Source organism: Komagataeibacter sp. FNDCR2 (assembly GCF_021295395.1).
GTDB lineage: Bacteria > Pseudomonadota > Alphaproteobacteria > Acetobacterales > Acetobacteraceae > Komagataeibacter.
On sequence record NZ_JAIWOU010000001.1, the window covers coordinates 573,277 to 595,503 of the forward strand.

Annotated in this window: 16 protein-coding genes; 11 read left to right on the top strand and 5 right to left on the bottom strand. The window is 65.7% G+C overall.

Annotated elements, in window-relative coordinates:
• Positions 1 to 9 precede the first annotated feature (9 nt).
• Positions 10 to 795: a sulfite exporter TauE/SafE family protein gene (locus tag LDL28_RS02615; RefSeq protein WP_233057086.1), complete on the bottom strand. Its 786-nt coding sequence runs from the start codon at positions 793 to 795 to the stop codon at positions 10 to 12.
• Positions 796 to 1,089: 294 nt separating this feature from the next.
• Between LDL28_RS02615 and LDL28_RS02620 the strand changes: the two genes are divergently transcribed.
• Positions 1,090 to 1,920, top strand: coding sequence for a CDP-diacylglycerol diphosphatase (locus LDL28_RS02620; RefSeq protein ID WP_233057087.1), 831 nt, complete (start codon positions 1,090 to 1,092; stop codon positions 1,918 to 1,920).
• Between the two features lie 124 nt (positions 1,921 to 2,044).
• Positions 2,045 to 2,845 (top strand): SDR family NAD(P)-dependent oxidoreductase, encoded by an 801-nt coding sequence (locus LDL28_RS02625; RefSeq protein WP_233057088.1) that lies wholly within the window; start codon positions 2,045 to 2,047, stop codon positions 2,843 to 2,845.
• 10 nt (positions 2,846 to 2,855) lie between these two features.
• Here the strand turns inward: LDL28_RS02625 and LDL28_RS02630 are convergent, their stop codons facing one another.
• Positions 2,856 to 3,269 carry a DUF3574 domain-containing protein gene (locus LDL28_RS02630; RefSeq protein WP_233057089.1) on the bottom strand — a complete coding sequence of 138 codons (414 nt, stop codon included), beginning with the start codon at positions 3,267 to 3,269 and terminating at the stop codon, positions 2,856 to 2,858.
• Between the two features lie 62 nt (positions 3,270 to 3,331).
• Positions 3,332 to 3,715 carry a VOC family protein gene (locus LDL28_RS02635; protein ID WP_233057090.1) on the bottom strand — a complete coding sequence of 128 codons (384 nt, stop codon included), beginning with the start codon at positions 3,713 to 3,715 and terminating at the stop codon, positions 3,332 to 3,334.
• Between the two features lie 180 nt (positions 3,716 to 3,895).
• On the opposite strand from LDL28_RS02635, the gene LDL28_RS02640 reads away from it, so the two are divergent.
• The 9 genes from LDL28_RS02640 (at position 3,896) to treY (ending at position 21,396) form a co-directional block, all read left to right on the top strand.
• Positions 3,896 to 4,585 (top strand): YfdX family protein, encoded by a 690-nt coding sequence (locus tag LDL28_RS02640; RefSeq protein ID WP_233057091.1) that lies wholly within the window; start codon positions 3,896 to 3,898, stop codon positions 4,583 to 4,585.
• 158 nt (positions 4,586 to 4,743) lie between these two features.
• Complete coding sequence (gene add / locus LDL28_RS02645) at positions 4,744 to 5,781, top strand: adenosine deaminase (protein ID WP_233057092.1); 1,038 nt, start codon at positions 4,744 to 4,746, stop codon at positions 5,779 to 5,781.
• Positions 5,782 to 6,030: 249 nt separating this feature from the next.
• Positions 6,031 to 8,544 (top strand): alpha-glucan family phosphorylase, encoded by a 2,514-nt coding sequence (gene glgP, locus LDL28_RS02650; protein WP_233057093.1) that lies wholly within the window; start codon positions 6,031 to 6,033, stop codon positions 8,542 to 8,544.
• Positions 8,545 to 8,769: 225 nt separating this feature from the next.
• Entirely contained in the window at positions 8,770 to 10,398 is a 1,629-nt protein-coding gene (glgA, locus tag LDL28_RS02655) for a glycogen synthase GlgA (protein ID WP_233057094.1), read from the top strand.
• Positions 10,399 to 10,461: 63 nt separating this feature from the next.
• Entirely contained in the window at positions 10,462 to 12,681 is a 2,220-nt protein-coding gene (gene glgB / locus LDL28_RS02660; protein WP_233057095.1) for a 1,4-alpha-glucan branching protein GlgB, read from the top strand.
• A complete protein-coding gene (gene glgX / locus LDL28_RS02665; RefSeq protein ID WP_233057096.1) occupies positions 12,681 to 14,807 on the top strand; it encodes a glycogen debranching protein GlgX in 2,127 nt (708 codons plus the stop codon). Before glgB ends, glgX begins: the two co-directional genes overlap by 1 nt.
• Complete coding sequence (gene treZ, locus LDL28_RS02670) at positions 14,804 to 16,600, top strand: malto-oligosyltrehalose trehalohydrolase (RefSeq protein ID WP_233057097.1); 1,797 nt, start codon at positions 14,804 to 14,806, stop codon at positions 16,598 to 16,600. The genes glgX and treZ overlap by 4 nt, the downstream gene beginning before the upstream one ends.
• Positions 16,593 to 18,650: a 4-alpha-glucanotransferase gene (gene malQ / locus LDL28_RS02675; RefSeq protein ID WP_233057098.1), complete on the top strand. Its 2,058-nt coding sequence runs from the start codon at positions 16,593 to 16,595 to the stop codon at positions 18,648 to 18,650. The genes treZ and malQ overlap by 8 nt, the downstream gene beginning before the upstream one ends.
• Positions 18,643 to 21,396: a malto-oligosyltrehalose synthase gene (gene treY / locus LDL28_RS02680; RefSeq protein WP_233057099.1), complete on the top strand. Its 2,754-nt coding sequence runs from the start codon at positions 18,643 to 18,645 to the stop codon at positions 21,394 to 21,396. The genes malQ and treY overlap by 8 nt, the downstream gene beginning before the upstream one ends.
• Before the next feature lie 60 nt (positions 21,397 to 21,456).
• Here the strand turns inward: treY and LDL28_RS02685 are convergent, their stop codons facing one another.
• Positions 21,457 to 21,789: a hypothetical protein gene (locus tag LDL28_RS02685; RefSeq protein WP_233057100.1), complete on the bottom strand. Its 333-nt coding sequence runs from the start codon at positions 21,787 to 21,789 to the stop codon at positions 21,457 to 21,459.
• A gap of 171 nt (positions 21,790 to 21,960) precedes the next feature.
• Positions 21,961 to 22,188: a hypothetical protein gene (locus LDL28_RS02690; protein WP_233057101.1), complete on the bottom strand. Its 228-nt coding sequence runs from the start codon at positions 22,186 to 22,188 to the stop codon at positions 21,961 to 21,963.
• Positions 22,189 to 22,227: the final 39 nt, after the last annotated feature.

Consider the following 22,227-nt stretch of genomic DNA (forward strand, 5'->3'; position numbering starts at 1 on the left):
AAAACCGGGTCAGATCACCTTCAGCCCGACCGTGATCAGGATGGAGGCCAGTATGATCCGCTGCGCCCTGTCGGGTATGAGGCCGACACACAGGCTGCCCAGTATGATGCCGGGCACCGAACCGCAGAGCAGCGAGAACAGGAGTTCTCCGTCAATATCACCAATCCACCAGTGCCCCATGCCCGCAATGGCGGTAAGCGGCACCGCGTGGGCGATGTCGGAGCCGACCAGGCGGCGGACCTCAAGGCCGGGATAGAGAAAGACCAGCGCCGCCATCCCGATCGCGCCCGCCCCCACGGAGGAAAGCGTCACCATCACCCCCAGCACCACGCCCAGCGCCGTGGTCAGGCCCGCGGTCATGGCGGGCGAGACCTGCCCCGCCTTGCGCCGCGACAGGGCCTGCAACCGATGGCGGAACAGCACGCTGGGCGCGGTGATGAGCAGCGCCACCCCCAGCGCCACCGAGATGACATGCGTCACCTGCGCCGAAGGGCTGCCCGCCCAGTGCAGCACCCCGATCGTGGCCAGCGTGGCCGGTACGCTGCCCATGGCCAGACGCCCCACCACCGGCCACGCCACGGACTGGCTGCGGCCATGCACCAGCGTGCCCACCACCTTGGTTATGGCGGCATAGAGCAGGTCGGTGCCCACGGCGGCCTGCGGGTGGACCCGGAACAGCAGGATGAGCAGCGGCGTCATGAGCGAGCCGCCGCCCACGCCGGTCATGCCCACCAGAAAACCGACACCAAGGCCGGACAGGGCATAGAGCAGGTTGAACGATTCAGGCAGGTGCATGGTGTATGGGTTTCATGGCTTGACGGGTTGGCGCGTGGCTGCCGCCTGATTTGTCCGTTACGGGATGTGAAATGTCGATATAATGCAATATGCGCGTGGTGTTATGGGAACGTGTGCACTTCCTTATGTGGAATTGGAAGCCAGCACAAGCCCGGTCGTTAATAGGAAAGGAAACCCCGTGCCGTATCGGGGCATGGATCTCATGGTGCAACAATCACCCGGCAGGCGGGAAGGCGGGCCGCCACTCCCCCCGGCTTTCCGCGACGCGACGCGCCTGCTAACACCATAGAACCCATGAGCGAGAGCGAAAGCAGCATGCCCGACGGCGCGGACCGGACCCGGATGAACAACCACCGTCATGCCGGGCGATGGAGCCTGAAGCGCCTCGTCCTCGCATTGGGGACCGTAGCGGGGCTGTGCGCGGCGTACACGGTCTATGCCGCCGTCAACCCCAATGCGCTGTGGCATATCGTGCATGAACGCTGCATTCTGGCACCCGCTGGCCAGCCGCCCGCGCCCTGCGCCGAAGTCGATGCCCGCGCGGGCTATGCCGTGCTGAAGGACCGGGTCGGGGTCGGGCAGTACCTGCTCATTCCCACGCGGCGCATAACCGGCATGGAAGACCCGGCCATTACCCGCGCCGACGCGCCCGATTATTTTGCCTATGCCTGGCAGCAGACGGCGCGCCTCAACCACCATCTGGCCCACGCCCTGCCTGGTGAGGACATGGCCCTGGCCATCAATTCGGCCCATGGCCGCAGCCAGAACCAGTTGCACATCCATATCGACTGCCTCCGCCCCGATGTAAAACAGGCCCTGCAACATGCGGTGCCCACGCTGGGGGCGGCATGGACCCCGCTGCCGCTGTACGGCCATGCCTACCGCGCGTGGCTGGTCAGGAGTGAAAGCCTGTCCGGCATCCGCCCCTTTTATATGCTGGCGCGCGATATGGCCGATCCCGCGCATGAAATGGGCGAGCACACGCTGGTCGTGGCGGGCGTGGTGCGGCCCGATGGCCGACATGGCTTCGTGGTGCTTGATGACCGGGTCGATCCACGCCACAACGACCGTGCATCGGGCGAGGAACTGCAGGACCACACCTGCCAGCTCCAGAACGCCCCCTGATGAATGCGCGCCGCCGCGGGTCAGCGACGCGGCAGGGCAGGGGCATAGAACCCGGCCGGGGACAGGATCGTTTCATGCCTGTCCGGACAGGGTCGGACATGAATTTTCCAACAGGGAGACAGAAATGTCAGGTTTTCCGCTACCGTTTTCAGGCAAAGTGGCACTTGTGACAGGTGCGGCGGGCAATATAGGCCTGGCCACCGCGAACCGGCTGGCCACCATGGGGGCCGATCTGGCGCTGCTTGACCTTGACCCCGAAAAGCTGGAACAGGCCCATGCGGCGTTAAGCGAGCATGATGTCCGCATTCGTGTCCATACCTGCGACGTGTCGGATGGCGCGCAGGTGCGCGAAGCGGTCGATGCGGCGGCGGCGGAACTGGGGCAGATCGATTTCCTGTTCAACAACGCGGGCTATCAGGGCGCGTTCGCCCCGGTGCAGGACTATCCGGAGGCCGATTTCACCCGGGTCATGCACATCAATGTGTGCGGCGCGTTCCATGTACTCAAGCATGTGGCGCGACATATGGTGGCGCGCGGCTATGGCCGGATCGTCAATACCGCCAGCATGGCGGGCGTGCAGGGACCACCCAACATGGCGGCTTACGGGGCCTCCAAATTCGCCGTGATCGGGCTGACGGAGGTCGCGGCCAAGGATCTGGCGCCCTACAACATCCGCGTCAACGCCATAAGCCCCGCCTTCATGGGGCCGGGCATGATGTGGGACCGGCAGGTCGCCCTTCAGGCCAAGGCGGGAAGCCAGTATTTCTCCACGAAGCCCGAAGAGGTCGCCCGCCAGATGATCGACAGCATCCCCATGCGCCGTTATGGCGATATCGAGGAAATACCCGGCGTGGTCGCCTTCCTGTTCGGTGATGAATCCAGTTACATGACCGGCGTGAACCTGCCCATTTCAGGCGGCATCTAGCCCCGCGCCCTCAGAACGCATCACACCCCGCCGTAACCGCCAGCCCCACGGATTGCTGCGCGAAGCGTTGGCGATAGGTACGGCGGATGGTGTCGATGCGCGCGACCACGGTCGCATCGGGCGCGGTGGCGATCCACAGCACGCGCAGCGGTTCGTGCCCGATATGGCCACTCTCACGGTCCTGCCACTGCCCGTCACCGCGCAGGACCGAAAACCCCGTGGGAAACTGGGGGGTCACGACATCACGCACGAAGTCACGCCATTCCCGGTTGGTAATTTTACGGCCATCGGGGCGGCGCAGGCCGAAAAACAGCCTGATCTGCATATCCGGCCGCGCCTGCCATGCCGCGCAGGCAGCCGCCACTGCGCCCATGGGTATGGCGGGGGCCATGCGCCCCGCCGCATGGGCGGGCGGGCAAGCCATGGCCAGCATTGCCACAAGCCCGGCCACCACCCCCGGCCCGCAACGGGCTGGGGCCGTGCGTCCTACACCGGAACGTGATAGACCGCGCACAGCTTGTTTCCAGCCGGGTCGCGCAGATAGGCGAGATAGAGCGCGCCGACGGTGGTCTGGCGGATGCCCGGCGGGTTCTCGCACGTCACGCCGCCATTGGCCACGCCCGCCGCATGCCATGCATTCACCGCCGCCGCTGAACTGGCGCCAAAGCCGATCGTGCCCCCGTTCGCGCCCGTGGCGGGCTGGCCATTGATGGGCTTCGTCACCATAAGTCGCCCGGTATCGGTGGCGTAGAGAAGCCGCCCCTTCGCATCGGTCTGGGCGGGCTTGATGCCAAGCGCGCCCAGCGTGCTGTCATAAAACTTCCTGGATGCCTCGATATCATTCGCGCCGATTGTGATGTGACTGAACATGCAATTTCCACTCCCTGTGGTCATGGGGCGCGATCATGCATGACACCGCCGGACGCGGCAACCACGTCAGGCCCGTCATGCACCCGGTGGCATGGACTGTTGAGCAATTTTTTGTAACACTTTGCGCCGGGTCAGCGATCCGGCTGATCGCCCGCTTTATGTTGCACCAGAAGGAAAACCATGCGCTTCATCGCTTCACTGGCAGTCATGACCGGACTGCTTGCCGCGCCGCTGGGCGCACAGGCGGCATCGCTGCATACGGATTGGGAAAAGTTCAAGGCCGTCCGTGCGTTCAATCACCTTTCATCCGACGGTCAGCGCACGATGGCCGATATCCTGAACGCCAAACAGGTGCTGGACGCGGGCCAGACCGACGCCGCCATTCCCGCGCTGTACGACGCGGGCAAGCGCCTGAGTGCCGCGGGCAAGGCGAACGGGCAGTTCATCGCGGCGGAAAGCAGCCTGCAACCCGCCCCGCAGCACCCGGTGGCCCCCACGCATGTCGCATCCTCCACGCCGGTCACATGGATCCCGGTGGGTGGTGAGGTGATCGGCAGCGAAACACTGGCGCCGGAAAAGAAGGCCGCCATCGCCACCGCCAATACGCAGCTCAAATCCGGCAACATCCCGCAGGCGGCCCAGACCATGCAGGTCGTGGGCGCGGATGCGGTGTTCATTCTGGCCCTCGCCCCGCTGGAACAGACGCAGGGCGCGATCAACCGCGCCACGGTCTTTACCGAGGCACGCAACCCCAAAGAAGCCTCGGCGGCACTGCAACAGGCCCTTGATGGCATCGTGTTCGTATCGGACGATTTTGTCGCGACCATGCCTCCCGCGCCGGGCGCGAAACAGCCCGCTGCCAAAAAATAGACCTGATCCGGACGGCGGCGGCGCGCGGGGCGATGACGGCGGCACCCCCCGCGCGCCGTGCCGGGACATGAAGGGGCCGTAATTCCGGTATCGTTTCATTCCCGGTACGATGGTGTATAATGCAGCCTTAACTTCGTGAACAGAAAGGCTTTCGCATCATGACGTCCGCCTCCGATACGTTTCTGGAAGCACTGCCCAAAGCCGAACTTCACGTCCATCTGGAAGGCACGCTCGAACCCGCGCTGAAAATCATTCTGGCGCGCCGCAACGGCCACCCGCTCCAGAACATGACGGAAGACGAAATCCGCGCGGGCTACCAGTTCCACGACCTGCCATCATTTCTGGCGCTGTATTATGAGGGCGTGGACCTGCTCCAGACAGAGCAGGACTTCCATGACCTGTGTTACGCCTACCTGAAGAAAGTGGCCGCGCAGAACGTTCTCTATACCGAGATGTTCTTTGATCCCCAGCTTCACACCCGCCGGGGCATCGCGTTTGAAACGGTCATAAACGGCATCACCCGCGCGCGAAAGGCGGCGGAGGGGGAATTCGGCATCCGGTCGCAGCTTGTCATGTGCTTCATCCGTGAAATGAGTGCTGAATCGGCCGAGGAAACCTTTACGCAGGCGCTGCCCCATCTGTCGGAAATTGTCGGCGTCGGCCTTGATTCGGATGAGAAGGGCAACCCGCCCGCCAAGTTCGCCAACGTATTCCGCCGCGCGCGCGAAGCCGGGCTGCACGTGACCATGCATTGCGACATCGACCAGGAAAACACGCATGAGCATATCCGGCAGGCGCTTGAGGATCTGGGCAGCGAGCGGCTTGACCATGGGCTGAACATCCTTGAAAAACCCGAACTCATGGCGCAGGCGCGCGCGCGGCACATTCCGTTTACGGTCTGCCCGTTCCCGAACATGGTGATCCGCCCCGGCAGTAATGAAAAGGACATCCGTGCCCTGCTCGATGCCGGGATGACCATCACCATCAATTCCGACGATCCGGGCTACATGCACAGCGTCTATATGACCGAGGCGCTGAAACTGGCGCGCGATGGCGCGGACCTGACGGCGCAGGAAGTTGTCACCCTCAGCCGCAATGCCTTCAATGCCGCATGGATCGGGGAGGAAGAACGCAGGACCTACCTCTCACGCCTTGACGATTTCGTCCGGCAGGAAGGTCTGGAGACCGTTTCATAATAAAAGTCTGGGGGCCGCCTTTGTTTCAAAAGGCGGCGTTTCCAGAAACTTCGTTATGATCTGCATGATGTCGAAAGCAGGCCGGTTCCGCATTGCGGAAATCTTTTCGCTCCGGCGCAACCGTGCCGCGTCACGCGCGTAGTGCCAGTATGGGCGTATGCCGTCCCCAGGCGCGGTTAACCCGTCATACTGAAGTAAAAAACAGCCTGCCACGCGCCATAAGGTCAAATAACGAAAAGAATATAGCCCATGGCCATTCCGGCAGGTCCAGACCCCACGGCGGATGAACAGGCCCTGATGGATCTGGCGCTTGACCTGCACTGGACATGGAACCACGCCACGGACCGGCTCTGGCGCCAGCTTGCCCCCGATACTTGGGACCACACCCGCAATGCCTGGAGCGTATTGCAGAACACACCGCGCAGCCACATGCGCAGGCTGCTGGAAACCCCGGCCTTTCACGACCTGCTTGCGGATCTGACGCGCGCGCACGCCGCCAGCCGGAAACGACCGGTATGGTTTGACCAGGCCAATACGCTCACGCCGCCGCCCTGCATTGCCTATTTCAGCATGGAATACATGCTGGACGAGGCCCTGCCCATCTATTCCGGCGGTCTGGGCAATGTCGCGGGCGACCAGTTGAAGGCGGCAAGCGATCTGGGCGTGCCGGTGGTGGCGGTCGGGCTGCTTTACGCGCAGGGTTATTTTCGCCAGACACTCTCCCCCACGGGGCAGCAGGTGGCGCTATATCCCATCAACGACCCCGCCCAGCTTCCCCTGCGCCCGGTGCATGACAGCAATGGCGACCGCCTGCGCCTGCCGTTCCAGATCTCGACGGGGCGGATCTGGCTGCGCGCGTGGCAGGCCACGGTGGGGCGCACGACGCTCTACCTGCTGGACACGAACGACCCCGACAACCCTGCCGACATACGCTGCATCACAACCCAGCTTTACGGGGGCGACGCCGAACTGCGGCTGCGCCAAGAGCTGGTTCTGGGCATTGGCGGGTGGCGGCTGCTGCGCGTGCTGAACCTCAGGCCCGATGTCTGCCACCTTAACGAAGGGCACGCCGCCTTCGCCGCGCTGGAACGCGCGCGCGGGTTGATGGAGGATCTGGGCATCCCCTTCATGCAGGCGCTGGCCATCGCGCGCGCGGGCACGGTCTTCACCACCCATACCGCCGTGCCCGCCGGGTTCGACCGCTTCACGCCGCTGATGGTCACCAGCCATCTGTCCTTCTACGCCGCCAATGACCTGGGGGTGGATATTGCCGACGTGCTTGCGCTGGGTCGTGGCAATGCGGCGCGGCAGGACACGGAGACCCCGTTCAACATGGCCTTCCTGGCCATGCGGGTCAGCAGCGCGGTCAATGGCGTGAGCCGCCTGCACGGGCAGGTCAGCCGCGAACTGTTCAACCCGCTGTTTCCCCGCTGGCCACGGGTGCAGGTGCCTGTCGGCCATGTCACCAATGGCGTGCATATGCCCACATGGGATTCCGCGGCCGCCGATGCGATGTGGACCACCGCCACGGGCAAGGACCGCTGGCGCGGGGCGGTCGATACGGTGGAGCGTGACCTCCATGCCCTTTCCAGCCACGACCTGTGGCGCTGCCGCTGCCTGTCGCGCGCGGCGCTGGTCGGTTTCATCACCACCAGCCACAAGGCGCATGCGTGCTTTCATGGGGAACGGCGCGCGCAGTGCCTGCCGCCACCGGGTTTTGACCCCGGTGTGCTGACCATCGGCTTCGCACGGCGGTTCGCCACCTACAAGCGGCCCGACCTGCTCCTGCACGATCCCGACCGGCTGGCCCGCCTGCTATGTTGCAGGGAACGTCCGGTGCAACTGGTGATCGCGGGCAAGGCCCACCCGCAGGACATGGCGGGGCAGGCGCTGATCATGCGGTGGATCACCTTCCTCCAGCGCCCGGACGTGCGCGGGCGGGTCACCTTCATGATGGATTATGACATGTCCATCGCCCGCCAGATGGTCGAAGGCGTGGATCTGTGGATCAACACCCCCCTGCGCCCATGGGAAGCCTGCGGCACCAGCGGCATGAAGGTGCTGGTGAACGGGGGGCTCAACGTATCGGAACGCGATGGCTGGTGGGCGGAAGCCTGCGCGCCCGATGTAGGCTGGGCCATTGGCGATGAGACCGCCACCACAACCGGCCCCCAGCGCGACGCACAGGATGCCGAAAGCCTGTACGCCACGCTGGAACATGAGATCATACCCCTGTTCTACCAGCGCGACAGTGACGGCATACCCCAGAAATGGGTGGGCATGATGCGCGAAAGCATGGCCCGCCTGACCCCGCGTTTTTCCGCCAGCCGGACGGTGCGCGACTATACGCAGGGCTACTACCTGCCCCTGGCGCGGGCCTATCGCGCGCGGCTGGCCGATAACGGGGCGAAGGCGGCGGCGATCGTCCAGTGGCAGCAGGCGCTGGCCACCGGCTGGCAGGCCCTGCGCTTTGGCCAGATGCAGGTCGCACAGGTAGGTGAGCGGTGGCGGATCACGATTGGCCTGCATCTCGGCCCGCTTGCGCCCGACATGGTGCAGGTACAGCTTTACGCCGACCAGCCCGACGGGCCACCCGCCGTCATACCCATGGTCGCCGGCGCCACGGCGGAACCGGGGGAGCAGACCTACAGCGTGGAAATCCAGACCACCCGCCCGCTTTCCGATTACACGCCGCGTGTCATCCCCTTCCACCCCGACGCCGCCATCCCGCTGGAGGCCGCCCATATATTGTGGCTGAAATAGTTCGCCGCTTCCGGGAAATAATAATTTTCTGTAATTATTTGTTTACGCCCCTACACGCCGGACGCTTTTATTTCAATATCACTTCCAGTGGCAACATTATGAAGTAATGGCGATACGCAGCCAGATCACATAACCGTGTTTGTGAGACCATGCGGTTAATGGCCCGTTAACCGTATCAGAACCAGAAAATATGACCGGGTTTTCCCAAACCAAGGAAACAGGCCGATGGCCAGTGCGGTGACCCCATTTCTTACACCAGTCCGGCTGCTTTCCGTCACGTCGGAGATGTTTCCCTTCGTCAAGACGGGGGGGCTGGGCGATGTCGCCGGTTCCCTGCCACTGGCGCTGGCCCATTATGGGGTGGACGTCACGACCCTGCTGCCCGGCTACCCCGCCGTGATGGCGGCGGCGCGGGAGCGGCGCGTGGTGGCGACGCTGCCCGACCTGCTGGGCTATCCCGCGCTGCTGTGGTCCAGCCATGTGGCGGGGCTGGACCTGCTGATTCTGGATGTGCCGGACCTGTACGACCGCCCCGGCAACCCCTATCTGTGCCCCGAGGGACGGGACTGGCCCGATAACGGCGTGCGCTTTGCCGCCCTGTCGCGCATGGCGGCCGACATCGCGCAGGGGCGGCTGGCGTGCTACCGGCCCGACCTGGTGCAGGCGCATGACTGGCAGGCGGGGCTTACGGCGGCCTACCTCTATCACGACCGCAGGGCGGGTAGGCAGGATGCGCCCCACACGCCGGTTATCCAGACCATCCACAACCTGGCCTTCCAGGGGCGGTTTCCCGCCACCTGCCTTGCGGAATTCGGCCTACCGCCCGAATCCTTTTCGGTGGAGGGATGCGAATGCTATGGCGCGATCAGCTTCCTCAAGGCAGGACTGTACCATGCCGACCGCATCACCACCGTCTCGGCCACCTACGCGCAGGAAATCCAGACCCCCGAAGGCGGCATGGGGCTGGACGGCCTGCTGCGCCAGCGCAGTGACCGGCTGGAAGGCATCCTGAACGGCATCAGCACCGATATATGGAACCCCGCCAGCGACCCGGCCGTGCATTTTCCCTACATGGTGGGTGACACCATAGGCCGCGCACCCAACAAGCGCGCGCTCCAGGCGGAATTCGCCATGGCGCCGGACCCGGATGCCTTCGTGATCGGTATCGTCGCCCGCCTGACGGAACAAAAGGGCATGGACCTGCTGCCCGCCATCATGGACCGCCTGCTGGCGGGCAACACGCAGGTCATCGTGGTGGGGGAGGGCGACCGGGGGATTGAACGCAGCCTCGCGGCCCTGCACCGGCGCTATCCCGGTCGCTTCGCGTGCCATATCGGCTATAGCGAGGCGCTGGGCCACCGCGTGCCCTCGGCGGTGGATGCGCTGCTCATCCCCTCACGCTTCGAGCCATGCGGGCTGACCCAGCTTGGCGCGCTCCACTACGGCGCGGTGCCGGTGGCGTCGCGCGTGGGCGGGCTGGCCGACACCATCGTGGACGCCAACCCCGCCGCCATCGCCAACCGGGTGGCCACGGGGTTCCTGTTCTCCCCGGTGGGGGAGGAAACGCTACTGACCGCCGTGAACCGCGCGCGCACGCTCTACCGGCGCAACCGCCCGGCATGGCGGCAGCTTCAGGGCAACGGCGCCGCGTGCGACGTATCGTGGAACGAGAACGCCGCCCAGTACGTCACCCTGTTCGCGGACATGCTGGGTCTGGATCCGTACGCCCCGGCATCGAACGTGATCAGCCTGCCATCCGAGCGGCAGGGCCGCCGCAGCCTGCGTGAGGGACGCAGGCGCCGGATCGCACGCAGGCCGCCGCGCCTGTCATGGCCACGGGCCGCACCGCATTAGGCGCGCCGCATCCGGGCGTCATTCATCCCGTCAGCACATAAACCGAGCAATAAAGGCCCAGGCATGAGGATCAGGCAGGATGAAGCCCATTACTTTCTTCCCGAAGGTGTCGACGACCTCGTGCACGGGCGCTGCGCGGATCCGTTTTCCATCCTTGGCCGGCATAACATGGGCAAGGTCGATGTCATCCGCGTCCTGTATCATGACGCGGCGGGCGTGCGTCTGGTGGTCGAGCGCCCGCGCGGCAAGCCGGTGGAACGCCCCATGCGCCGCATGGGCGAGACCGGGCTGCATATCGGCACCATCCCCGCGGGCGCGCGCTACCACCTGAAGATCGCATGGGCCGACGCGGTGGAGGAAACGGCGGATCCCTATTCCTTCGGCCTGCTGCTGGGCGATATGGATCTGTACCTGTTTTCGGAGGGGCGGCACCACCAGCTTGACCGCGTGATGGGGGCCCAGCCCGTGGTGATCGAGGGGACGCCGGGCGTGCGTTTTGCCGTATGGGCGCCCAATGCGCGGCGGGTCTCGGTAATCGGTGATTTCAATTTCTGGGATGGCAGGCGCCACCCGATGCGCCTGCGCCACGCGGCGGGGATATGGGAACTGTTCATTCCGGGGCTGGGGCCGGGGGAACGCTACAAATTCGAGATCATGGCGCGCGACGGCCATATCCTGCCGCAACGCGCCGATCCCTTCGCCCGGTCTGCCGAACGCCCACCGGCCACCGCCTCGGTCATCGCATCGGCGGAGCCGTTCAACTGGCACGATGGCGCATGGATGGACACGCGCGCGGGGCGGCAGGCCCCCGAGGCCCCGATTTCCATATACGAAATTCACGTTCCCTCATGGCGTCGGCCCGGCGGGGATCCCAATCGTGTCGTATCGTGGCATGAACTGGCGCGCGACCTGATCCCGTATGTGCGTGACGCGGGTTTTACGCATGTCGAACTCATGCCGGTCATGGAATATCCGTTTGGCGGCTCATGGGGCTACCAGCCGCTGGGCCTGTTCGCGCCTTCGGCGCGGCATGGGGCGCCGGCGGATTTCGCGGCCTTTGTCGATGCCTGCCACCAGGCCGGGATCGGGGTGATACTGGACTGGGTGCCCGCGCATTTTCCCAACGACGCGCATGGGCTGATCTGTTTCGACGGCTGCGCGCTGTATGAACACCAAGACCCGCGTGAGGGCGTGCACAGGGACTGGAACACCCATATCTACAATTTCGGCCGCCATGAGGTGCGTGGCTTCCTGATCGCCAGCGCGCTCATGTGGCTTGAGCGTTTCCATATCGACGGCCTGCGGGTCGATGCCGTGGCCTCCATGCTGTACCGCGATTACAGCCGCAGGGAAGGGGAATGGATACCCAACATCCACGGTGGCCGCGAAAACCTTGAGGCCGTGGACTTCCTGCGCCAGCTTAACGAGACCATCCATACCCTCGTGCCCGGCGCCATGACGGTGGCGGAGGAATCAACCGCCTGGCCCGGCGTGACACAGGGTGTGGCGCAGGGCGGGCTTGGTTTTTCCTATAAATGGAACATGGGGTGGATGCATGACAGCCTGCACTTCATCGCGCGCGACCCGCTGTGGCGCAGCTTCCACCTGTCTGAAATCCTGTTCGGGCTGTATTACGGCTTCAGCGAGAAATTCATTCTGTGCCTGTCGCATGACGAGGTGACGCATGGCAAGGGGTCGCTGCTGGCGCGCATGCCGGGCGATGACTGGCAGCGCCACGCCAACATGCGGGTGTTCTTCGCCCTCATGTGGGCGCATCCGGGCAAGAAGCTGATCTTCATGGGCAATGAACTGGCGCAGGAGCATGAGTGGTCCCACTCGGGCGAAATCGCGTGGCATACCCTGTCCGACCCGTTCAAGGCGGGCATGCACCAGCTTGTATCCGACCTCAACCGCCTCTATCGCGCGGTGCCCGCGCTCCATGCGCGCGACTGCGACCCCGAAGGGTTTGCATGGATCATCGGCGATGACACCGTCAACACCGTCCTGTCCTGGCTGCGCCTTGCGCCGGGCCATGCGCCGGTTCTTGTCGTACTCAACCTGACCCCCGTCATCCGCCGTGACTACCGCGTGGGGGTGCCCGTGGGCGGCCAGTGGCGCGAATGCCTCAATTCCGACGCCACGGCCTATGGCGGCAGCGGGGTGGGCAATGGCGGCCATGTCATGGCCACGAACGAGGCCGCCCACGGCCACCCGTGCTCATGCGCGCTGACCCTGCCGCCCCTTGCCGCCCTGTACCTCCAGCCCGTGCGGGAGGGGAGCTAATGCGTTTTCCGTCATCGCTTTCTCCCGGCCTGCCCACGCCGCTCGGCGCGCACTGGGATGGGCTGGGGGTCAACTTCGCCGTATTCTCCGCCAACGCCCAGCAGATCGACCTGTGCCTTTTCGACCCGCGCGACAGGCGCGAGATCATGCGCCGCCCCCTGCCGGAATATACCGACGAGATCTGGCACGGCTACCTGCCCGATGCCGAGCCGGGACTGCTTTACGGTTTTCGCGCCTTCGGCCCGTACGATCCCGGCAATGGCCACCGCTTCAACCCGCACAAGCTGCTGCTCGACCCCTATGCCCGTGGCCTGAGCGGCCGGCTTTCGCAGTCGGATACGCAGTTCGGCTACCGCCTGCACTCGCCCCGCGCCGACCTGTCATTCGACCGGCGCGACAGCGCGCCCTCCATGCCGCGCTGCGTGGTGGTGCATGACAATTACGAATGGGAAGATGACGTATGCCCCTGCGTCCCGTGGGATGAAACCGTCATCATGGAGGCGCATGTACGGGGCCTGACCATGCGCCGCACGCTGGCGGGACATGCCCGTTCCGGCACGTTCCAGGCGCTGGGCGCGCCAGAAATGATCGAACACCTGCTCCGGGTCGGCGTCACCACGCTGGAACTTCTGCCCATCCAGTACTGCGCGTCCGAACGCAACCTGACCGAACGCGGGCTGATCAATTACTGGGGCTACAACACCCTGGCGTTTTTCGTGCCCCATACGGGCTACATGGTCAACGGTTCGCACCATGAACTGCGCAGCGCGATCCGGCGGCTGCACCAGGCCGGGATCGAGGTGGTGATGGACGTGGTCTACAACCACACCTGCGAAGGCAGCGAGCAGGGACCGACACTGAGCTACCGGGGGCTGGACAACGCCACCTATTACCGCCTCGTACCCGGTAACGAACGCCACCTGATCAATGATACCGGCTGCGGCAACACGCTTAACCTGTCACATCCGCGCGTGACGCAGATGGTGCTGGACTCCCTGCGCTACTGGGCGGAATCCTTCCATATCGACGGCTTCCGCTTCGACCTTGCCCCGGTTCTGGGCCGTGAACCCTACGGGTTTGACCAGGGGGCGGGTTTTTTCGATGCGATCATACAGGATCCCGTCCTCTCGCGCCGCAAGCTCATTGCCGAACCGTGGGATCCCGGACCCGGCGGCTACCAGTTCGGCAATTTCCCCCCCGGCTTCGCCGAATGGAACGACCGTTTCCGTGACACCGCCCGCCGCTTCTGGCGCGGTGACGCGATGCAGCAGGGCGAGATGGCCACGCGCATCGCCGGGTCGGGCGACCTGCTGGACCGCCGCGGGCGCAGGCCATGGAGTTCCATCAACCTCCTGACCGCGCATGACGGCTTCACGCTTGAAGACGTGGTCAGCTACGCCACGCGGCATAACGAAGCCAATGGCGAGAACGGCCAGGACGGCCATGCCGAGAATTACAGCAGCAACTGGGGCGTGGAAGGCCCGACGGACGACCCCGCCATACTGGCCCTGCGCGGGCGCGTGCAGCGTGCGATGATGGCGACCCTCATGTTCTCCCACGGGACGCCGATGCTGCTGGCGGGTGATGAGTTCAACCAGACGCAGAATGGCAACAACAACGCCTACTGTCAGGACAACGCCATAAGCTGGCTGGACTGGAGCCTGGCGGACACGCCCGGGGGCCAGGTCATGACCGCCTTCGTCGCCCGCCTTGCGGCGCTGCGCCGCGCGCATCCATCGCTGCGCGCAGGGCGGTACATGCACGGACGGCACCGGCCGCTGCCCGACGTGCCCGATATCGGCTGGTTCCGCCGTGACGGCACGCCCATGGGGATGGAACAGTGGAATGACGACGCATTCCACCTGCTGGGCGTGCGGCGGGCCAGCAATGTCGCCGGTGATGGCGTCGACATGACCTATATGCTGCTCAATGCCGGGGGCGAGCCGATCACCGCCGTCCTGCCCGGCCCGCCGGGACAGTGGACGCTGCTGCTGGACACGACCCGCCCCGAATACCCGCAAACCCCGCTGGATGAAGCCGCATGCGACATCGTGGTGCCCGCGCACGGGCTGCTCCTGCTCTCGATCGTGCCCCATGGCCCAACCCACGCGGAGCCCGTGGCATGAGCCACCATGCCTACCGCGCACGGCACGCGGGTGCCATGCTGCTGGACAGCGCGCATACGCGCTTCCGGCTATGGGCCCCGTCCTGCGCCACCGTGATGGTGGAGGCCGAAGGCCACGCCCCGGCCCCCATGGCCCGGCAGGAGGCGGGATGGTTCGAATGCGTGCTGCCCTGCGGGGCGGGCACGCGCTACCGCTACCGCGTCGCCCCCGACCTCGCGGTGCCGGACCCCGCATCATGCCATCAGCCCGATGACGTGCATGGCCCCAGCGAAGTCGTCGATCCCGCCAGCTATGAATGGAAACATGACGCATGGCGGGGCCGCCCGTGGCATGAAAGCGTCATATACGAAGTGCATGTGGGCCTTATGGGCGGGTACAAAGGGGTGGCGCGGGATCTGCCCCGCATCGCGGCCAGCGGCGTCACGGCCATTGAACTCATGCCGCTTTCGGAAATACCGGGCGGGCGCAACTGGGGCTATGACGGGGTGCTGCCCTATGCCCCGGAATCAGCCCATGGGTCGCCCGATGCGCTCAAGGCGCTGATCGACCAGGCGCACGGCCTTGGGCTCATGGTGTTTCTGGACGTGGTGTACAACCATTTCGGCCCGGACGGGAATTACCTGTCGGCCTATGCCGCCCCTTTCTTCCGCGCCGACCGGCACACCCCATGGGGGGCGGCGATTGATTTCCGGCAGGCGGCGGTCGAGACCTTTTTCGTGGACAATGCGCTGTACTGGCTCATGGAGTTCCGCTTCGACGGATTGCGGCTCGATGCCGTGCAGGCGATTACCGAACGCGCATGGCTCCAGCGCCTGCCCGCGCGCATCCATGCGCATATCGAAAGCGGGCGACATGTCCACCTGATCCTGGAAAACGAGAATAACGACGCCGGCCTGCTGCGCGCGGGCTACAGCGCCCAGTGGAATGACGATGCCCATAACGCCCTGCACGTACTGCTGACCGGGGAGGGGGAAGGCTATTACGCCAACTTCACCCCCGATCCCACCGGCGCGCTGGCCCGCGTGCTGGCGGAAGGTTTCGCCTTTCAGGGCGAGGTCTCGCCCGTCACGCACACACCGCGCGGCAGCCCCAGTGCCGACCTGCCCCCCGAGCGGTTCATCATCTTCCTGCAAAACCATGACCAGATCGGCAACCGCGCGCTGGGGGAGCGCCTGACCACGCTTGCCCCGCCACAGGCATTGCGCGCGGCGTACGGGCTTGTGCTGCTGTGCCCACAGATTCCGCTCCTGTTCATGGGGGAGGACTGGGGATCACGCCAGCCCTTCCTGTTCTTCACCAGCCATACGCCGGAGCTGGGCCGTATCGTGCGGGAGGGGCGGCGCAGGGAATTCGCCGCCTTTTCCCATTTCGCATCCGAGACGGCGCGCCACGCCATTCCCGACCCCAACGCGCCTGAAACCTTCGCCGCCTCCCGCCCCGGCGCGGGGGAGGCCGATGAGCCGGAACACCGGGCATGGCAGGCGATGATCCGTGACCTGCTGGCGATCCGCCACACCGAAATCACGCCCCGCATCCCCGGTGCGCGGGCAATGGGCGCGCGGGTTATCGGTGACGGGGCCGTGGTGGCGCAATGGCGCATGGGAGATGGCGCGGTGCTGCGCATCGCGCTCAATCTGGGCGACCAGCACGCCAGCCTGCCCGATGCGACGGACGAACGCTGGGCGAAGGGGCGCTGCCTGTACGCAATGCCGCCCCACGGCGCGGACCCGGTCCATACCGTCATGCCCCCCCGCTCGGTCATGGCCTGCCTGCTTGAGGCGCGATATGAATAACCCCAACGAAACCGAACGCGCGCGCAATGCGGGGCTGTGCCTGCGCTGGCGCGACGCCAGTGGCCGGATGCGCGCCGTCTCGCCCGAAAGCCTGCGCCGCCTTCTGGCCGTGGTGGAAAGTCCCGGCAGCCCCGGCGGGCCGGGCCTGCCCGCCATGGTCGTGACCATGGCGGGGCGACCCACCCCGCTATCCCTGCCGCAGGGCGAACAGGCCACGACATTTCGCCTCACGCTGGAAAATGGCGACACGCAGGAAGGCACGCTCCGCCGGTTCCGGGGCCAGACCGCGCTGCCCGCTCTGGGGGTGCATGGCTATCATCGGCTGGAAATCGGCGGTCATGCCACCACGCTTGCCGTAGCTCCCGCCGCATGCCCCCCCATCAGCAGCCTTGTGGACGGGGAGGGCGGGCGCCCCTGGGCGCTGGGGGTACAGACATACGGGCTGCGCATGCCCGGCGATGGCGGGATCGGCCATTTCGGGTCGGTAGCCGCGCTGTCGCGCCTGGCGGCGCGGCGGGGGGCGGACGCGCTGGCCATAAGCCCCGCCCATGCCATGTTCGCCGCGCGCGCGGGGCAGTACAGCCCGTATTCGCCCTCCAGTCGGCTTTTTCTCAATGTCCTGCTGGCCGACCCGCAGGCCGTGTTCGATACCGCGACGGTCCATGCCGCCATGCAGAAAAACGGCAGGGCCTATGTCGATACCCTTAAAAAACTTGAAGATGCCCCCCTGATCGACTGGCCTGAGGCCACCAGCCATCGCTACCAGTTGCTGCGCAGGCTGTATGAGGAACGCATCACCCCCAATCCCCCGGCGGAACTGGCCGCCTTCCGCGCGGCGGGCGGCACGGCGCTGGAGCAGCATGCCATATTCGAAACGCTGCATGGCTATTTCACCACCAACGGCGCACGCGGCGGGGACTGGCGGCACTGGCCCGCCGCCATGCGCCAGCCCGCCAGCCCGGAGGTGGCCCGTTTCGCCGCCGAGTTCGCGCGGGAAGTGAATTTTCATGTGTTCGTGCAGTGGCTGGCGGCAAAAAGCCTTGCGCTGGCCTGTCACACGGCGCGCGCGTCGGGCATGCGGATCGGCGTCATTTCGGACATGGCGGTCGGCATCGACCCCACCGGCAGCGAATGCTGGGCGCGGCAGCAGGAATTCCTCGTTGGCGCGTCCATCGGCGCGCCGCCCGACGCGCTCAGCCCGCTGGGGCAGGACTGGGGGCTGACCACCTTTTCCCCCGCCGGGCTGCGGGCCACGGGCTACCGCGCCTTTATCGAGACACTGCGCGCGGGCTTCGCCCATGGGGGCGGGCTGCGCATCGACCATGTCATGGCGCTGGAGCGGCTATGGGTGATACCGCAGGGCGGTACCTCGGCCGAGGGTGCGTACCTGTCCTTTCCCGTGCGCGATCTCATGCCGCTTGTGGCGCTGGAGGCCGAACGCGCCCATGGCGTCGTGATCGGGGAGGATCTGGGCACCGTGACACCCTCCTTTCGCCGCGCGGCGCAGCGCCACGGCATCATGGGCATGAACGTGCTGTTTTTCGAGCGCACGCCACCGGGCGCCTTCCGCCCCCCCGCCACATGGTCGCAGAACGCGGCCGCGTTCACCACCACGCACGACCTGCCCACAGTGGCGGGGTGGTGGCAGGGGGTGGATATAGACTGGCGCGAAAAGCTGGGACAGCTCGCCCCCGGCACGGACGCCGCCAGCCTGCGCGACGGGCGTGAGACGGATCGCACCGCGCTGTGGTCCGCGCTCAACACCGCGTCCGGCGCCAGGACCCCTTCTGAAAAACCGCCCCCGACCCCCGCTGGCGCGCGGCCGGTGGTGGATGGCGCGATCGGCTTCGTGGCCAGCACGGCCTGCCCGCTTGCCGTCGTGCCGATGGAAGACATGCTCGGCCTGCCCGAACAGCCCAACCTGCCGGGCACCACGGGCGGGCACCCCAACTGGCAGCGACGCTACCCCGGCATGACGGCCACCCTGTTATCCGGCGCGGATGCGCGCCGGCGCATCAACCGCCTGCGCACGGGGCGTGGCCATGCATGATATGCCCACCCCCCCCATGTTACGGGCGCTGGCGCGCGTGCAGTTCCGTAACGGCATGACGCTGGATGACGCGCGCGACCTCGTGCCACAGTTCGCCCGTCTGGGCATAAGCCATCTTTACGCCTCGCCGCTGCTGGCCGCGCGTCCCGGCTCCACGCATGGCTACGACACGGTGGGCTATGACCGCATCGACCCCGCGCTGGGCGGGGAGGCGGCCCTTGCCCGGCTCAGCGCGCGGCTGCACGCGCATGGCATGGGGCTTGTGCTGGATATCGTGCCCAACCATATGGCCGCCGATTTCCATAACCCGTGGTGGATGGAGGTGCTGGCATGGGGACAGGCTTCCCCCTACGCCACATGGTTCGATATCGACTGGACCACGCCCGAACCGGAACTGCACGGGCGCGTCGTGCTGCCGTTTCTCGACCGTCCGCTGGCGGGGGCACTGGCGGCGGGCCTGCTGCGCCTGCACCATGACGGGTCGAGCGGCCTGTTTTACATCCACCATCATGACCATCGCTTCCCGCTCTGCCCGGCGGGCTACGCGGGCATGCTGGCGGCGGTCGGCGCGCCGGGGCCATTGCTGGCCAGCCTGACCACCATAGCCATGCGCGCCCGCCCCGGGGCGGAGGTGAACAGGGCGCTGGCGGCGCTGCGGCAATGGGGCGCCACGGATGAAGGCCACGCCGCCATGGCCCGCATCGCCACCCTGCATGACGGCACCAGCCTGGCGGGGCGCACCCGTCTGGGCGCGCTGCTGGAGCACCAGCCGTGGCGGCTGGCATGGTGGCGCGATGCCGCGACGCGGATCAACTGGCGGCGGTTTTTCGACATTACCGGCCTTGTCAGCCTGTGTGTCGAACGCGAGAACGTGTTCGACGCCGTGCATGGCTATGTCCTCTCGCTGTATCAGCGCGGGCTGGTCGATGGCCTGCGGGTCGATCACATCGACGGGCTGAGCGCGCCCGCCGCCTATTGCCAGCGCCTGCGCGACCGCCTTGCGCGGCTGGCGCCGCGGCGTCCGGCCAACGCCCTGCCGGGTGCGAGCATCCATGTCGAAAAAATCCTGCTCACGACCGAAAGCCTGCCTGCCGCATGGCCGGTGGATGGCACGACGGGCTACGAATTCATGGACCAGGTCTCCGCCGTCCTGCATGACCCCGATGGCGGCGCGGCGCTGGACCGCCTGTGGGCCACATGCGGGCGGGATGCGCGCACGCTTGACGTCATTGTCCTCAACGCCCGCGCGCAACTGCTTGAACAGACATTTCCCGCCGAATACAGGCGCCTGATCACATTGCTGGACACAGCGCTGCACCGGCGCGGCGTAAACTGCGCGGCGGCGGATATGGCGGCGGCGGTGGGTGGGCTGCTCACGCATTTCCGGCCCTACCGCACCTATTTTGGTGATGAGGTGGTGCAGGACCATACCGCCGACCAGACCGCCCTCGACACCGCGAAAACGGCGGCGTCACGCCCGCTGACACCCCAGCAGGGCAGGGCGCTGGAACAGGTCGCGCGCGTGCTGGTGGCGCGACCGGAACACGCGCCCCGGGTCATCGCGCGCCGGGCGCAGCAGGCATTCGAACACCTGACCGCGCCGCTGGCCGCCAAATCGCTGGAAGATACGGGATTTTACCGCTATGCCCGCCTGCTGTCGCGTAACGAGGTCGGTTCCGACCCGGCTGTCCTGAGCCTGTCGGTGCCCGCGTTTCATATCCGCTGCGCGGACCGCCTGAGCCACCACCCCGATACGCTGCTGGCCACCGCGACGCATGACCACAAACGCGGCGAGGACAGCCGCGCGCGCCTTGCGGTGCTGAGCGAGATGGCCGTGCAATGGGAAACGCTGGTGCAGGGCTGGTTCGCCCATAATAACGCGACTGATGCCGCCGGGCCTGACCGCATTGATGAACTGATGCTGTACCAGACGCTGCTGGGCGCATGGCCGCTGGAACCCTTTGCCGACCGGGCGGCGCGCGCGCGTTTTCACCGCCGTATCGCCACATGGCAGACCAAGGCCCTGCGTGAAGCCAAGCGCCATACGGACTGGATCACGCCCAACGCGGAATATGAAAACGCCTGCGCCGCCTTTACCGAACGCCTGCTCGACCCCGATACGCCGGGGGGCTTCCTGCCGCAGCTTGAAGACCTTGTGGCCCGTATCGCGCCCGCCGGGGCGCTGAACGGCCTGGCACAGACCCTGCTGCGCCTGACCACGCCGGGGGTGCCGGATTTGTACCAGGGGTGCGACCTGTGGGATTTCAGCCTGGTTGACCCTGATAACCGTACCCCGGTGGATTTCGCCCGCCGCGCCGCATTGCTGGAACAGTGCTCCAGTTTCGACACGGCGGCGGCCACATGGCGCACGGGGCGGATCAAGCAGGACATGATCCGCCGTATCCTGTCATTCCGGCAGCAATATCCCGACCTGTTCGCCCGGGGCACGTACGAACCCGTGGGCATTACCGGCCCGGACCAGGGCCATGCCATCGCCTTTCTGCGCCGGTATGCGGGTATGAGCCTGCTTGTCGCGGCCCCCCGCCTGCCACTGGCCATGCAGCCCTGCGCCCGGACACTGGCGGCGGGCCGGGAACTGGATTTTGCCCTGGACCTGCCCCAGCATACAGGCCAGTGGCACAGCCTGCTGGGTGAAATACCCCGGCAGGCGACCATGCCCTTTGAACACGGGCACATCCCCATTGCCTGCCTTGTGCGCGATGCGGATGCGGGAGCCGGGGCCTGACATCCGTCAGCTTCGGGCCAGCAACCGGATTACCCCATGATGCGCGGCGTTATGGCCTGCTTATTCCCATGCCCCGTTCTGGATCATGCAGTCACGGAAAACATTGCGGTGCGAAGCCCGGCTGATCCCGATGCTCATGCTCGTGGCATAGGCCCGCCCGCCCGAAAGGCCCTCGCACTTCGCTTCGACCCCGGCATAGGCCGTGCCCTTTTCCGGCATGGTGGCATGATGGCCCTTTATGACCCCATAGGGTGAACTGACACGCTGCCGGTAGTCGAGATGGTGCGCTACGACCATAAGGTTGATGCGGTGCGTCCGCGCCTGCGCGGCCGGGGCAATGGTACACAGGCCAGCCAGCATGATCGCCCCCAGAAAGAAAATCTTTTCAGGCATAGGGTCTTCTCTTGTTCATCATGCGGTTATTCATATTATAAATATATGGCCTAACTATGTCAGCCCGCTCATGGTCTGGGGACAGTTTGGTCTTAATAACAAAATTCGTTTTAAAGACTGCCCGGCAAACTTTTACTGTTTTTTACAAACCTGTTATTCCAAAACCGGATTTTAGCGATGGATCATGCCCATTCCGGCCCGCATGGCGGTGCGCAGCATATCGGACCAGATCTGGTTGTTGCCGCCATGGTTACGCGCGCCCTCGTCCTGCGGGGCGAAACTATGTGCTTCATCCGCCGGGTCAAGGTCATACTCCATCCTGCGCGGATGGGACGCGCAGGCCGACAGGATGACGACACATCCCACCACACCCGACACCCTGCGCAGGACGCACCACATCTATTGCGGATGACCGATACGAATTGCCGAAACCGCAAT